We start from the raw sequence: 14651 nt of genomic DNA, 5'->3' as shown, positions 1-14651 counted from the left end.
GACTGCGCCCGTTCCTGAAAAGCAGGCAAAAAAAATCCGGAATCCTTTCGGATTCCGGATTTTCCTGTCGCACAAGGATTAGCTAGCGATCCTCATGCGGCGGCACCGTAAAGCATCAAACCAGCGCAGCGATTGCCGCGTTGAGGGTGTTGCTTGGGCGCATGGCTTTGCTGGTCAGCTCCGGGTTCGGCGCGTAGTAGCCGCCGATGTCCACTGGCTTGCCCTGGACGGCGTTGAGTTCGGCAACGATGGTCGCCTCGTTCGCGGTCAGGGTTTTGGCCAGTTCGCCAAACTGCGCTTGCAGTGCAGTGTCTTCGGTCTGGGCAGCCAGGGCTTGAGCCCAGTACAGCGCCAGGTAGAAGTGGCTGCCGCGGTTGTCGATGTTGCCGACTTTGCGCGATGGCGACTTGTTGTTGTCGAGGAACTGGCCGGTGGCCTGGTCCAGGGTCTTGGACAGCACCAGGGCTTTCGGGTTGTTGTAAGTCACACCCAAATGCTCGAGGGAAGCTGCCAGGGCCAGGAACTCGCCCAGGGAATCCCAGCGCAGGAAGTTCTCTTCAACCAGTTGCTGCACGTGCTTGGGAGCCGAACCGCCGGCGCCGGTTTCGAACAGGCCGCCACCGTTCATCAGCGGCACGATCGACAGCATCTTGGCGCTGGTGCCCAGTTCCATGATCGGGAACAGGTCGGTCAGGTAGTCGCGCAGTACGTTGCCGGTCACCGAGATGGTGTCCAGGCCCTTGCGGGTGCGCTCCAGGGTGAACTTCATCGCGTCGACCGGCGACATGATGCGGATGTCCAGGCCTTCGGTGTTGTGGTCTTTCAGGTACGCCTGAACTTTCTCGACCACGACGCCGTCGTGAGCGCGCTGTGGGTCCAGCCAGAAGATGGCCGGGGTGTTGCTGGCGCGGGCGCGGTTGACGGCCAGTTTGACCCAGTCCTGGATCGGCGCGTCTTTGGTCTGGCACATGCGGAAGATGTCGCCGGCTTCAACAGCCTGTTCCATCAGCAGGTTGCCCTTGCTGTCGGTGACGCGGACTACGCCGTCAGCCTTGATCTGGAAGGTCTTGTCGTGGGAGCCGTACTCTTCGGCTTTCTTCGCCATCAGGCCAACGTTTGGCACGCTGCCCATGGTGGTTGGGTCGAAGGCGCCATTGGCCTTGCAGTCTTCGATCACTGCCTGGTAGATGGTGGCGTAGCAGCGATCCGGGATCACGGCCTTGGTGTCGTGCAACTGGCCGTCGGTGCCCCACATTTTGCCGGAGTCACGGATCATCGCAGGCATCGATGCGTCGACGATGACGTCGCTCGGTACGTGCAGGTTGGTGATGCCTTTGTCCGAGTTGACCATGGCCAGGGACGGACGAGCGGCGTACACCGCCTGGATGTCGGCTTCGATCTGCGCTTGCTGATCGGCCGGCAGCGCCTTGATGCGAGCGTACAGGTCGCCGATGCCGTTGTTCAGGTTGAAGCCGATCTGTTCCAGCACGACAGCGTGCTTGGCCAGTGCGTCTTTATAGAACTCGGCAACGATCTGGCCGAACATGATCGGGTCGGAGACCTTCATCATGGTGGCTTTCAGGTGAACCGACAGCAGTACGCCTTGTTTCTTGGCGTCTTCGATTTCAGCGGCGATGAAGCTGCGCAGGGCTTTCTTGCTCAGCACGGCGCTGTCGATGATCTCGCCAGCTTGTACGCTGGTTTTTTCTTTCAGGACGGTAGCGGTACCGTCCTTGGCGATCAGTTCGATTTTCACGGCATCAGCGGTTTCGATCTGTACGGCTTTCTCGCTGCCGTAGAAGTCGCCATTGCTCATGTGGGCCACGTGGGACTTGGAGTCCGCAGCCCAGGCGCCCATCTTGTGCGGGTGCTTGCGTGCGTAGTTCTTGACCGACAGCGGTGCGCGGCGGTCGGAGTTGCCTTCGCGCAGTACCGGGTTCACGGCGCTGCCCTTGACCTTGTCGTAACGTGCACGGGTTTCTTTTTCCGCGTCGGTGGTTACGGTTTCCGGGTAGTCCGGCAGGGCGTAGCCCTGGGCCTGCAGTTCCTTGATCGCAGCTTGCAGCTGAGGGGTCGAGGCACTGATGTTCGGCAGCTTGATGATGTTGGCTTCAGGCGTAACGGCCAGGTCGCCCAGTTCGGCGAGGTGGTCCGGGATAGCCTTGGGGCCCAGTTGCTCGGGGAAGCTTGCGAGGATGCGCGCGGCCAGGGAAATGTCGCGGGTTTCCACGGCAATATCAGCGGAAGCGGTGAAGGCCTCTACGATAGGCAGCAGTGAATAGGTGGCGAGGGCTGGGGCTTCGTCGGTGAAGGTGTAGATGATCTTCGAGCGGGTGGGCATATTCGGATTAACTCTCTTCTTTGCTGAAAGCATGCGCAGAAACTCGAGATGCGCCGGGTAAAGCGCGTTCGTTCAAAGTCATCCATGAGCGAAATGTCGAAGTTTCTTCGCGGTGATGTTGGGTTGCATCAGTCGAGCGTCAAGCGGGTGAACTACTGTAGTAGCTCGGCTTTTCTGGCGGAGGGCGTCTGTCTAGAGCGGTCGGCCGTCGTGACTCTTTGGTCAGCGGCGGCATTATACATAGGTCGCTATGCTTACGCCGAGCCTTCATACAAAAGGTGTGTCGTCCATTGGTCTAAAGGTCGCAGGCAGCGGGTTACGCCGAAAGTCGCATGATGTGCTCAAGATTGGCGCTTTGCCCTTTGCTTTCAAGCTTGTAGGCCGCTAAATGTGCTGTTTTCGACGCAAATGTGCAGGGCCTGAGGTTTCAGTCCTCATTTATCTGGAGTAGGCTCGAACGCAGCCAGATGTTCAATCCATAGATGGAGTTCAGCATGGGATACAAGAAGATTCAGGTTCCGGCAGTCGGCGACAAAATCACCGTCAATGCAGACCATTCTCTCAATGTTCCTGACAACCCGATCATCCCCTTCATTGAAGGTGACGGTATTGGCGTCGACATCAGCCCGGTGATGATCAAGGTGGTCGATGCAGCTGTTAACAAGGCTTATGGCGGCAAGCGCAAAATCTCCTGGATGGAGGTTTATGCCGGCGAAAAGGCCACTCAGGTTTACGACCAGGACACCTGGCTGCCCCAGGAAACCCTGGATGCGGTCAAGGATTACGTGGTGTCCATCAAGGGCCCGCTGACCACCCCTGTCGGTGGCGGCATCCGTTCGCTGAACGTGGCCCTGCGCCAGCAACTCGACCTTTATGTGTGCCTGCGCCCGGTGCGCTGGTTTGAAGGCGTGCCAAGCCCGGTCAAGAAGCCTGGCGATGTGGACATGACCATCTTCCGGGAGAACTCCGAGGACATCTACGCCGGCATCGAGTGGAAGGCGGGCTCCCCGGAAGCGATCAAGGTCATCAAGTTCCTGAAGGAAGAGATGGGCGTCACCAAGATTCGTTTCGACCAGAACTGCGGGATCGGCGTCAAGCCGGTGTCCCTGGAAGGCACCAAGCGCCTGGCACGCAAGGCCTTGCAGTATGTCGTGGATAACGACCGCGACTCGCTGACCATCGTGCACAAAGGCAACATCATGAAGTTCACCGAAGGTGCCTTCAAGGAATGGGCCTATGAAGTGGCGGCCGAAGAATTCGGCGCGACCTTGCTGGACGGCGGGCCGTGGATGCAATTCAAGAACCCGCGTACCGGCAAGAACGTGGTGGTCAAGGACGCGATTGCGGACGCCATGCTCCAGCAGATCCTGCTGCGTCCGGCCGAATATGACGTGATCGCCACCCTTAACCTTAATGGTGACTACCTGTCTGACGCCCTGGCGGCGGAAGTGGGCGGTATCGGTATCGCACCGGGCGCCAACCTGTCCGACACCGTGGCAATGTTCGAAGCCACCCACGGTACCGCGCCGAAGTATGCCGGCAAGGACCAGGTCAACCCGGGTTCGCTGATCCTGTCAGCGGAAATGATGTTGCGTCACATGGGCTGGACCGAAGCGGCCGACCTGATCATCAAGGGCACCAATGGTGCGATTTCTGCCAAGACCGTGACCTATGACTTCCATCGCCTGATGGACGGCGCGAAGCTGCTGTCTTCGTCGGCGTTCGGGGATGCGCTGATTTCGCACATGTAGGCTTATACGCGGGCACAAAAAAACCGGCCCTGAGGCCGGTTTTTTTTAGAGCGTTTGCTCAGCGGCTGATCGGGCCGGCTGTTTTTTTGGTTTTTGAGCGACGTCTTCTTTAGGTGTGCTGGCGCTGACGGGAGCACCGATATTCACTGCATGCAGGCCTTTGGGTCCCTGAATGATCTCGAAGGAAACCGCTTGCCCTGCTTTCAGTGTCTTGTAGCCATCCATCTGGATAGCCGAGTAATGCGCAAAAAGGTCTTCTTCCTTGCCGTCTTCAACCACGAAGCCGTAACCCTTGGCATTGTTGAACCACTTGACCTTACCGCTTGCCATGCCCATATCCCTCTGCACCAGACTCCATCACTGGAGTATCATCCAGTTTATCCGTCCTAACCCGAATAAATAAGGTTGACTGCGCGGACCTTTTTTACCCACTGTGGGTTCTATTGGTTGTAACACTGATTTGCCGATAGTCAAGGCGACCAGTCGGTCAGGGTTGAAATTCTGACAGGCCGCCCCCACCACTGTATTTGAACCACTGACGAACCTTTCTTTCCATGCATGCAATCAGCCAGATTCGACTAACATTCAATCAGGATCGCCCGGATCATCAAGAGGATGACGACGGTTCTGCAGGCATTGCTGTTCAGGAGGCCAAGCCTGCTTTACAGGCGCCGCCGATGTACAAGGTGGTTTTGTTCAATGATGACTACACACCGATGGATTTCGTCGTCGAAGTGCTCGAGGTGTTTTTTAACCTGAACCGCGAGTTGGCGACCAAGGTAATGCTGGCCGTTCACACAGAAGGACGGGCAGTATGTGGAGTGTTTACCCGCGACATCGCCGAGACAAAGGCCATGCAGGTCAACCAGTACGCCAGGGAAAGCCAGCATCCGCTACTCTGTGAAATCGAGAAGGACGGTTAACTCCGACCACTTGGGTATGAGGTGAAGCTATGTTAAACCGCGAGCTCGAAGTCACCCTCAATCTTGCCTTCAAGGAGGCCCGTTCGAAGCGTCATGAATTCATGACCGTCGAGCACCTGCTGCTGGCACTTTTGGATAACGAAGCTGCCGCCACCGTACTGCGTGCGTGTGGTGCCAATCTCGACAAACTCAAGCATGACCTGCAGGAGTTTATCGACTCCACCACGCCGTTGATCCCCGTTCATGACGAGGACCGCGAGACCCAGCCAACCCTGGGCTTCCAGCGGGTACTGCAGCGTGCCGTTTTCCACGTACAGAGCTCCGGCAAGCGCGAAGTCACAGGGGCCAACGTGCTCGTGGCGATCTTCAGCGAGCAGGAAAGCCAGGCTGTGTTCCTGCTCAAACAGCAAAGCGTTGCCCGTATTGATGTCGTCAACTACATCGCCCATGGCATTTCCAAAGTGCCAGGGCATGGCGATCACTCAGAAGGTGAGCAGGATATGCAGGATGACGAGGGCGGTGAGTCTTCTTCTTCGAGCAACCCGCTGGATGCTTATGCCAGCAACCTTAACGAACTGGCGCGCCAGGGGCGGATCGATCCGCTGGTAGGGCGTGAGCTGGAAGTTGAGCGCGTGGCGCAGATCCTGGCGCGTCGTCGCAAAAACAACCCGCTGTTGGTCGGTGAGGCAGGCGTGGGTAAAACCGCGATTGCCGAAGGCCTGGCCAAACGCATCGTTGATAATCAGGTGCCAGACCTGCTGGCCAACAGCGTCGTCTACTCCCTTGACCTGGGCGCGTTGCTCGCCGGGACCAAGTACCGTGGCGACTTCGAGAAGCGCTTCAAGGCGTTGCTCGGCGAGCTGAAAAAACGCCCGCAGGCGATCCTGTTCATTGACGAAATCCACACCATTATCGGTGCCGGTGCTGCTTCCGGTGGCGTGATGGATGCTTCGAACCTGCTCAAGCCGCTGCTGTCTTCGGGTGATATCCGTTGCATCGGTTCGACCACGTTCCAGGAGTTCCGCGGGATCTTCGAAAAAGACCGTGCCCTGGCGCGCCGCTTCCAGAAAGTCGACGTGTCCGAGCCTTCGGTTGAAGACACCATCGGCATCCTGCGCGGGCTAAAGGGGCGTTTCGAAGCGCACCACGGTATCGAGTACACCGATGAAGCGCTGCGTGCAGCCGCCGAGCTGGCGTCGCGCTACATCAATGACCGGCACATGCCGGACAAGGCCATCGACGTAATCGACGAAGCGGGTGCCTACCAGCGCCTGCAACCGGTCGAGAAGCGTGTGAAGCGCATCGACGTGCCACAGGTCGAGGACATCGTGGCGAAGATTGCGCGGATTCCGCCAAAACACGTCAACACTTCCGACAGGGAGCTGCTGCGTAACCTGGAGCGCGACCTCAAGCTGACCGTGTTTGGTCAGGATGCGGCCATCGACTCGCTGTCCACCGCGATCAAGCTGTCCCGTGCGGGCCTCAAGTCGCCGGACAAGCCGGTCGGTTCGTTCCTGTTCGCCGGGCCTACCGGTGTCGGCAAGACCGAAGCCGCGCGGCAACTGGCGAAGGCCATGGGCATCGAGCTGGTGCGTTTCGACATGTCCGAGTACATGGAGCGTCACACCGTGTCGCGCCTGATCGGTGCGCCTCCGGGCTATGTCGGCTTCGACCAGGGCGGCCTGTTGACCGAGGCGATTACCAAGCAGCCACATTGCGTGCTGTTGCTCGATGAAATCGAGAAGGCGCACCCGGAAGTCTTCAACCTGCTGTTGCAGGTGATGGACCACGGTACCCTGACCGACAACAACGGGCGCAAAGCGGACTTCCGCAACGTGATCGTGATCATGACCACCAACGCCGGTGCCGAAACGGCCGCGCGGGCTTCCATTGGCTTTACTCATCAGGATCACTCTTCCGACGCCATGGAAGTGATCAAGAAGAGCTTCACGCCGGAATTCCGCAACCGCCTGGACACCATTATCCAGTTTGGTCGCCTCAGCCATGAGGTCATCAAAAGCGTGGTGGACAAGTTCCTCACCGAGCTTCAGGCGCAGTTGGAAGACAAGCGCGTGCAGCTGGAGGTTACGGATGCGGCGCGCAACTGGCTGGCGGAAGGTGGCTACGACGCGGCAATGGGCGCTCGGCCAATGGCTCGCCTGATCCAGGACAAGATCAAGCGCCCACTGGCGGAAGAGATCCTGTTCGGCGAACTGGCAGACCATGGTGGCGTGGTGCATATCGATCTGAAGGACGGCGAGCTGACCTTCGATTTCGAAACCACGGCTGAAATGGCCTGATAGCTGACTGCAACAAAGCAAAAGGCGCCGAGAGGCGCCTTTTTGCTATCTGGATAAATGGGTGGGTCGAAACCTATCGACCGGTGAAGATCAACTGTAGGAGCTGGCTTGCCTGCGATGGCAGTGGGCCAGTCAAGCATGCAGTAACTGACAGACCGCTATCGCAGGCAAGCCAGCTTCCACAGGGTCATGTGGCGACTGTTAAATGGCGCGCACACAAAAACGCCCGGCATAACCGGGCGTCTTGTATTGACTTGATTAACGGGCGCGGTAAGTGATGCGCCCTTTGCTCAAGTCATAGGGCGTCAGTTCGACGCGCACTTTGTCACCGGTAAGAATACGAATGTAGTTCTTGCGCATCTTGCCGGAGATATGCGCGGTTACGACGTGCCCATTTTCCAACTCCACACGAAACATGGTGTTGGGCAGGGTGTCGACGACAGTGCCTTCCATTTCGAAGCTGTCTTCTTTCGACATGCAGTAAAGCCCTCGGTATCCAGTGAATGGCCCGGTGCAACTGCGCCAGGCAAAAGCGGCGTGCATTGTGCCCGAAAAAGGGTGTTTAAGCCAAGAGGTTCTAGTTCAAGGTGACCCATCTTTGGTTAATTAGCAGTTCTATGGGCCGATATTGGGTCTTGTAGTTCATCTTTTTGCAGTTTTTGATCCAGTATCCGAGGTACACCGCCTCCAATTCCATGCGCAAGGCCTCGCCGATTTGCCACAGGATCGCAAAGCGCCCCAGGCTGCGACGCTCCTCACGAGGCTCGTAAAAGGTGTAGACCGCCGACAGGCCATTGGGCAGCAGGTCGGTGACGGCGACCGCGACCAGGCGTCCCTCAAGGCGAAACTCGTAGAAGCGCGAGAAGGGCAGGTCGCGCACCAGGAACGTGGAAAACTGGTCACGGCTGGGTGGGAACATGTCGCCGTCGGCGTGGCGTTGTTCGATGTAGCGTTGGTAAAGGTCGAAGTATTCTTCACTGAAGCCGGGTTTGGCGGCGGTGACGGTCAAGTCGGCATTGCGCTTGAGAATGCGTTTCTGATTTCGGTCGGGCAGGAACTGCGCCACCGGGATCCGCGCCGGTACGCAAGCGTTGCAGTTCTGGCAGTGGGGCCGGTAAAGGTGGTCGCCACTGCGCCGGAAGCCCATCTCCGACAAATCGGCATACACATGCACGTCCATCGGCTGGCTGGGGTCGAGGAACAGCGTGGTGGCCTGCTCATCGGGCAGATAGCTGCAAGAGTGGGGTTGAGTGGCATAAAACTTCAAACGCGCCAGCTCGGTCATGATCAACCCTCGGATAAGCTTTGAAATAAGTGTAAGCCAGGTGCGGGGAAGTCGCCTAGGAAACCCACGGAGCAGAGCTGGTTTGGTCCAAATGGTCGCGCAGGTAACCGGCAAAGTCGCTGCGGGGAATGGCACGGGCGCCGAGGCTGTGCAGGTGGTCGGTGGGCATCTGGCAGTCGATCAGCACGAAGCCCCATGCCTGCAATTGCCTGACCAGGGTGGCGAAGCCGAATTTCGAGGCGTTGTCGGCACGGCTGAACATCGATTCGCCAAAAAACAACTGGCCCATCGCCAGGCCGTACAGGCCGCCCACCAGTTCGCCCTCGTCCCAGACCTCCACCGAGTGCGCATAACCGCGCTGGTGCAGCTGCAGGTAGGCGCTCTGCATGGCTTCGGTGATCCAGGTGCCGTCGGCATAACTGCGCGGGGCCGCACAGGCCTGGATGACGGCGGCGAAGTCCTGGTCGAAGGTCACGGTGTAGCGCTGCTGGCGCAACAGTTTGCCGAGGCTGCGGGAAACATGCAGTTCGTCGGGGAACAGCACGGTGCGCGGGTCGGGCGACCACCAGAGAATGGGCTGGCCTTCCGAGAACCAGGGAAAGCAGCCATGGCGATAGGCCTGGATCAATCGGTCTGCCGAAAGGTCGCCACCGGCGGCGAGCAGGCCATTGGGTTCGCGCATGGCCTTGGCCAGCGGTGGGAATGTCAGGGTGTTGCGTTGTAACCAGGTCAGCATGGCATCCAGGCTTACGGAAGGGGAGGGCGGAAACGGCGATGTTGCCCGTTGCAAGAGCTGTGATTATTGTCGACGAAACGCTCTGGGGCTACCCCGAACATGGGATCGGGCCAGATAAGCATGAAGGGGTGTTTCTGCAACTCTATGCCGGGGCCGTGGTCGTAATCGCGTACGCCGGTCGGCAAGCTAGCCTGGATTGGCAAAAACAGCTCATAAGCCTTTGTCAGTAAAGACAATGCATGCTCAAATTGAACGTTATGAAACCGAACATTGGCTATGCTGTGTAACGTGGGGCCAAGTGCGTGGCATCGCGCGCGCAAACCCGTACAATGCGGCCATTCAGGCGTTATCGCCGTTTCATGAATCAGTTGCAGAGTGTTAAAAGTAGCTTCATCGGCACTCGTTCATTTTTACCTGCCCGGATTGGGCAGTGTTTTGCAGTCATTCAATAGATGGACGCGCTAAAGGCGCAGGAAAAGACCCGTTTTGAAGAAATCCGCCGCAACACCTAAAGCCGCAGTCGTGCCCGCCTGGCGCCAGCACCTGCACTACCGACTCAAGGAAGGTGCACTGATCGCCATCGGCGCCCTGTGCCTGTTCCTGATGATGGCCTTGCTCACCTATGGCAAGGACGATCCGGGCTGGAGCCACAACAGCAAGATCGAAGACGTGCAGAACTTCGGCGGCCCGGCCGGCTCCTACAGCGCCGATATCCTGTTCATGGTGCTGGGTTACTTCGCGTATATCTTCCCGTTGCTGCTGGCGATCAAGACCTGGCAGATCTTCCGCCAGCGTCATGAGCCGTGGCAGTGGAGTGGCTGGCTGTTCTCCTGGCGCCTGATCGGCCTGGTGTTCCTGGTGCTGTCGGGCGCGGCGCTGGCCCATATCCATTTCCACGCACCGACCGGTTTGCCGGCCGGTGCCGGCGGCGCATTGGGCGAAAGCCTGGGCGACCTGGCCCGCCGGACCCTGAACATCCAGGGCAGCACCCTGATGTTCATTGCGCTGTTCCTGTTCGGCCTCACCGTGTTTACCGACCTGTCCTGGTTCAAGGTCATGGACGTGACCGGCAAGATCACCCTCGACCTGCTCGAACTGTTCCAGGGCGCGGCCAATCGCTGGTGGTCGGCCCGGGTTGATCGCAAGCGCATGGTTGCCCAACTGCGTGAGGTGGATACCCGTGTCAACGAAGTCGTGGCCCCGAGCACGCCGGACCGGCGTGAACAGGCCAAGGTCAAGGAACGCCTGATCGAACGCGAACAGGCCCTGACCAAGCACATGTCGGACCGCGAGAAGCAGGTGCCGCCGGTGATCGCCCCGGCGCCGACCAAGGCGCCCGAGCCGAGCCACCGCGTGCAGAAAGAAAAGCAGGCCCCCTTGTTTGTCGACAGTGCCGTGGAAGGCACCTTGCCGCCGATCTCGATTCTTGATCCTGCGGAAAAGAAACAGCTCAACTACTCCCCCGAGTCCCTGGCGGCCGTCGGCCATCTGCTGGAAATCAAACTCAAGGAATTCGGCGTCGAAGTCTCGGTGGATTCGATCCACCCGGGCCCGGTGATTACCCGTTACGAAATCCAGCCGGCTGCCGGCGTGAAGGTCAGCCGTATTTCCAACCTGGCCAAGGATTTGGCGCGTTCGCTGGCCGTGACCAGCGTGCGGGTGGTGGAAGTGATTCCGGGCAAGACCACCGTCGGTATCGAGATTCCCAACGAAGACCGGCAGATCGTGCGCTTCTCCGAAGTGCTGTCGACCCCGGAATACGACAACTTCAAATCGCCGGTCACCCTGGCCCTGGGCCATGACATTGGCGGCAAGCCGGTGATCACCGACCTGGCGAAAATGCCCCACTTGCTGGTGGCCGGTACCACCGGTTCCGGTAAGTCGGTGGGTGTGAACGCGATGATCCTGTCGATCCTGTTCAAGTCTGGCCCGGATGACGCCAAGCTGATCATGATCGACCCGAAAATGCTTGAGCTGTCGATCTACGAAGGCATTCCGCACCTGTTGTGCCCGGTGGTGACCGACATGAAGGACGCCGCCAACGCCCTGCGCTGGAGCGTCGCCGAGATGGAGCGGCGCTACAAGCTGATGGCGAAGATGGGCGTGCGTAACCTGTCGGGCTTCAACGCCAAGGTCAAGGAAGCCCAGGACGCCGGCACACCGCTGACCGACCCGCTGTACAAGCGCGAAAGCATTCACGACGAAGCGCCGCTGTTGACCAAGCTGCCGACCATAGTCGTGGTGGTGGACGAATTTGCCGACATGATGATGATCGTCGGCAAGAAGGTCGAAGAGCTGATCGCCCGTATCGCCCAGAAAGCACGGGCTGCCGGTATTCACCTGATCCTCGCTACCCAGCGTCCGTCGGTGGACGTCATTACCGGTCTGATCAAGGCCAACATCCCGACCCGCATGGCGTTCCAGGTGTCGAGCAAGATCGACTCCCGGACCATCATCGATCAGGGCGGCGCCGAACAGCTGCTGGGCCACGGTGACATGCTCTACATGCCGCCGGGCACCAGCCTGCCGATCCGTGTTCACGGCGCCTTCGTCTCCGACGATGAAGTGCACCGTGTGGTGGAAGCCTGGAAACTGCGTGGCGCCCCGGAATACAACGATGACATCCTCGCGGGCGTCGAAGAAGCCGGCAGCGGCTTTGACGGTGGCAGCGGCGGTGGCGACGATGATGCCGAGACCGATGCGCTCTACGACGAAGCGGTGCAGTTCGTCCTTGAGAGCCGCCGCGCCTCGATCTCCGCTGTACAGCGCAAGCTGAAGATTGGCTACAACCGCGCAGCCCGCATGATTGAAGCCATGGAAATGGCTGGCGTGGTCACCTCGATGAACACCAACGGCTCGCGCGAAGTCATAGCGCCAGCGCAGATGCGTGACTGATTACGTGCCGCGTGGCAACACGCGGCACGCCTTGCAAACGAATCTATGAGGACTCCCATGCGTCTTATCCGCATGCTGTTGTTGCCGGCACTGGCCCTGACTGCTGTTTCGGCTCACGCTGATCCGGCTTCCGTTGCGAGCCTGACCAACCTGCTGGACAAATCCAAGACCCTGACCGCGCGCTTCTCCCAGTTGACCCTGGACGGTGGCGGCACCCAGTTGCAGGAAACTGCCGGCGAAATGGCCGTGCAGCGTCCAGGGCTGTTCTACTGGAAGACCGACGCGCCTAACGACCAGACCATCGTGTCCGACGGCCAGAAAGTCACCCTGTGGGACCCGGACCTTGAACAGGCCACCATCAAGAAGCTGGACCCGCGCCTGAGCCAGACGCCAGCGTTGCTGCTGTCGGGCGATGTGTCGCAGATTAGCCAGAGCTTTGACATCACCTCCAAGCAGGCCAGCAACGTCATCGACTTCACGCTGAAGCCGAAATCCAAGGACACGCTGTTCGACAGCCTGCGCCTGTCGTTCCGCAACGGCGTGATCAACGACATGCAGTTGGTTGACAGTGTCGGCCAGCGCACCAATATCCTGTTCACCGGGGTCAAGGCCAACGAGCCGGTGGCCGCGTCCAAGTTCAAGTTCGACATCCCGAAGGGTGCCGACGTGATCCAGGAATAAACTGCCTAGAGGTTTCAAACGCTGCCCATGGACCTGTTTCGAAGTGACCCGATTGCTCAGCCTCTGGCGGCGCGCCTGCGCTCGACCAACCTGGACGAGTACGTCGGGCAGGAACACCTGCTCGCTCGCGGCAAGCCTTTGCGCGAAGCCCTGGAGCAGGGTGCGCTGCACTCGATGATTTTCTGGGGGCCGCCGGGCGTGGGTAAAACCACCCTGGCGCGGCTCCTGGCGAAAGTCTCGGATGCGCACTTCGAAACGGTTTCGGCGGTGCTGGCAGGGGTCAAGGAAATTCGCCAGGCGGTGGAAGTCGCCAAGCAGCAGGCTGGGCAATACGGCAAGCGCACCATCCTGTTTGTCGACGAAGTGCATCGCTTCAACAAGTCGCAACAGGATGCATTTTTGCCGTACGTCGAAGACGGCACGCTGATCTTTATTGGCGCCACCACCGAAAATCCGTCCTTTGAACTGAACAACGCCTTGCTGTCCCGGGCGCGTGTCTATGTGCTCAAAAGCCTCGATGAAGCAGCGATGCAAAAGCTGTTGCAGCGCGCGCTGAGCGAAGACAAGGGCTTGGGCAAGCGGCAGCTGAGTGTCAGCGAGGAAGGCTTCAAGATTCTGCTGACCGCTGCTGATGGCGATGGTCGACGCTTCCTCAACCTGCTGGAGAACGCTTCCGACCTGGCCGAGGACGGCAGCGAAATCGGCGTCGACCTGCTGCAAAGCCTGCTGGGCGACACCCGCCGGCGTTTCGACAAGGGCGGCGAGGCGTTCTACGACCAGATTTCCGCGTTGCACAAGTCGGTGCGCGGCTCCAATCCCGACGGTGCGCTGTATTGGTTTGCACGGATGATCGACGGTGGTTGCGACCCGTTGTACCTCGCCCGGCGTGTGGTGCGCATGGCCAGCGAAGACATCGGCAACGCCGACCCGCGCGCCCTGAGCCTGTGCCTCGCGGCCTGGGAAGTGCAGGAACGCCTGGGCAGCCCGGAAGGCGAGCTGGCGGTGGCCCAGGCCATCACCTACCTCGCCTGCGCGCCGAAAAGCAACGCGGTGTACATGGGCTTCAAGTCCGCCCTGCGTGCCGCCGCCGAGCATGGCTCGCTAGAAGTGCCGCTGCACCTGCGCAACGCGCCGACCAAGCTGATGAAGCAGCTTGGCTACGGCGATGAATACCGTTATGCCCACGATGAGCCGGACGCCTACGCGGCTGGCGAAGATTACTTCCCGGATGACCTTGAGCCGCAGCCGTTCTACCAGCCGGTGCCCCGTGGCCTGGAGCTGAAGATCGGCGAAAAGCTCAATCACCTCGCCCAACTAGACCGGCTTAGCCCGAAACAGCGGAGAAAGTAGTGCTCAGAACGATTCTTGCCGTGTCCGTGGCCGGCATCGCTGGTACATTATTGCGTTTCGCCACCAGCACGTGGGTCAGCGCCAATTGGCCAAAGCATTTTTATGCGGCGACCCTGGCGGTCAACCTGGTGGGCTGTTTGATCATCGGCTTGTTGTACGGGTGGTTTCTGATTCGCCCGGAAGTGCCGATTGAAATCCGGGCCGGCTTGATTGTCGGCTTTGTAGGCGGTCTGACGACCTTTTCATCCTTTTCACTGGACACGCTACGCCTGCTGGAAAGCGGGCAGGCACCGGTCGCCTTCGGGTACCTGGCCATCAGCGTGTTCGGCGGGCTGCTCGCCACCTGGGCTGGCCTGTCCTTGACCAAACTTTGATAAACGAGAGACCGA

Annotated in this window: 12 protein-coding genes; 7 read left to right on the top strand and 5 right to left on the bottom strand. The window is 59.5% G+C overall.

What is annotated here, in order from left to right; translation table 11 throughout:
• Positions 1–115 precede the first annotated feature (115 nt).
• The gene (locus JFV30_RS17165; protein ID WP_201124708.1) at positions 116–2341 is read right to left on the bottom strand and encodes an NADP-dependent isocitrate dehydrogenase; all 2226 of its coding nucleotides are present in this window, start codon (positions 2339–2341) and stop codon (positions 116–118) included.
• A gap of 494 nt (positions 2342–2835) precedes the next feature.
• On the opposite strand from JFV30_RS17165, the gene icd reads away from it, so the two are divergent.
• Positions 2836–4092, top strand: coding sequence for an NADP-dependent isocitrate dehydrogenase (icd, locus tag JFV30_RS17160; RefSeq protein ID WP_010172708.1), 1257 nt, complete (start codon positions 2836–2838; stop codon positions 4090–4092).
• Positions 4093–4137: 45 nt separating this feature from the next.
• Here the strand turns inward: icd and cspD are convergent, their stop codons facing one another.
• Positions 4138–4422, bottom strand: coding sequence for a cold shock domain-containing protein CspD (cspD, locus tag JFV30_RS17155; protein ID WP_201124707.1), 285 nt, complete (start codon positions 4420–4422; stop codon positions 4138–4140).
• 224 nt (positions 4423–4646) lie between these two features.
• Here cspD and clpS point away from each other — a divergent pair, with 224 nt between their 5' ends.
• Both clpS and clpA read left to right on the top strand, forming a co-directional pair.
• Positions 4647–5015: an ATP-dependent Clp protease adapter ClpS gene (gene clpS / locus JFV30_RS17150; protein WP_003219604.1), complete on the top strand. Its 369-nt coding sequence runs from the start codon at positions 4647–4649 to the stop codon at positions 5013–5015.
• Positions 5016–5044: 29 nt separating this feature from the next.
• Positions 5045–7315, top strand: coding sequence for an ATP-dependent Clp protease ATP-binding subunit ClpA (clpA, locus tag JFV30_RS17145; RefSeq protein WP_010172706.1), 2271 nt, complete (start codon positions 5045–5047; stop codon positions 7313–7315).
• Between the two features lie 258 nt (positions 7316–7573).
• On the opposite strand, the gene infA is transcribed toward clpA, so the two are convergent.
• The 3 genes from infA to aat form a co-directional block, all read right to left on the bottom strand.
• Positions 7574–7792, bottom strand: coding sequence for a translation initiation factor IF-1 (infA, locus tag JFV30_RS17140; RefSeq protein WP_002553999.1), 219 nt, complete (start codon positions 7790–7792; stop codon positions 7574–7576).
• Positions 7793–7892: 100 nt separating this feature from the next.
• Positions 7893–8600, bottom strand: coding sequence for an arginyltransferase (locus tag JFV30_RS17135; protein WP_201124706.1), 708 nt, complete (start codon positions 8598–8600; stop codon positions 7893–7895).
• 55 nt (positions 8601–8655) lie between these two features.
• Positions 8656–9336 carry a leucyl/phenylalanyl-tRNA--protein transferase gene (gene aat, locus JFV30_RS17130; RefSeq protein ID WP_201124705.1) on the bottom strand — a complete coding sequence of 227 codons (681 nt, stop codon included), beginning with the start codon at positions 9334–9336 and terminating at the stop codon, positions 8656–8658.
• Between the two features lie 486 nt (positions 9337–9822).
• Between aat and JFV30_RS17125 the strand changes: the two genes are divergently transcribed.
• The 4 genes from JFV30_RS17125 to crcB are packed head-to-tail and all read left to right on the top strand — an operon-like array spanning position 9823 to position 14636.
• The gene (locus JFV30_RS17125; RefSeq protein WP_010172485.1) at positions 9823–12231 is read left to right on the top strand and encodes a DNA translocase FtsK; all 2409 of its coding nucleotides are present in this window, start codon (positions 9823–9825) and stop codon (positions 12229–12231) included.
• Between the two features lie 57 nt (positions 12232–12288).
• Positions 12289–12912, top strand: coding sequence for an outer membrane lipoprotein chaperone LolA (gene lolA / locus JFV30_RS17120; protein WP_010172483.1), 624 nt, complete (start codon positions 12289–12291; stop codon positions 12910–12912).
• A gap of 27 nt (positions 12913–12939) precedes the next feature.
• Complete coding sequence (locus JFV30_RS17115) at positions 12940–14262, top strand: replication-associated recombination protein A (protein ID WP_010172481.1); 1323 nt, start codon at positions 12940–12942, stop codon at positions 14260–14262.
• On the top strand, positions 14262–14636 hold the full coding sequence (gene crcB / locus JFV30_RS17110; protein WP_010172479.1) for a fluoride efflux transporter CrcB: 375 nt from the start codon (positions 14262–14264) through the stop codon (positions 14634–14636). The genes JFV30_RS17115 and crcB overlap by 1 nt, the downstream gene beginning before the upstream one ends.
• Positions 14637–14651 lie beyond the last annotated feature (15 nt).

It is taken from the genome of Pseudomonas sp. TH32 (assembly GCF_016650855.1).
GTDB lineage: Bacteria > Pseudomonadota > Gammaproteobacteria > Pseudomonadales > Pseudomonadaceae > Aquipseudomonas.
Note: the sequence above shows the minus strand (reverse complement) of the source record. Positions and strands in the feature narration are given on the sequence as shown.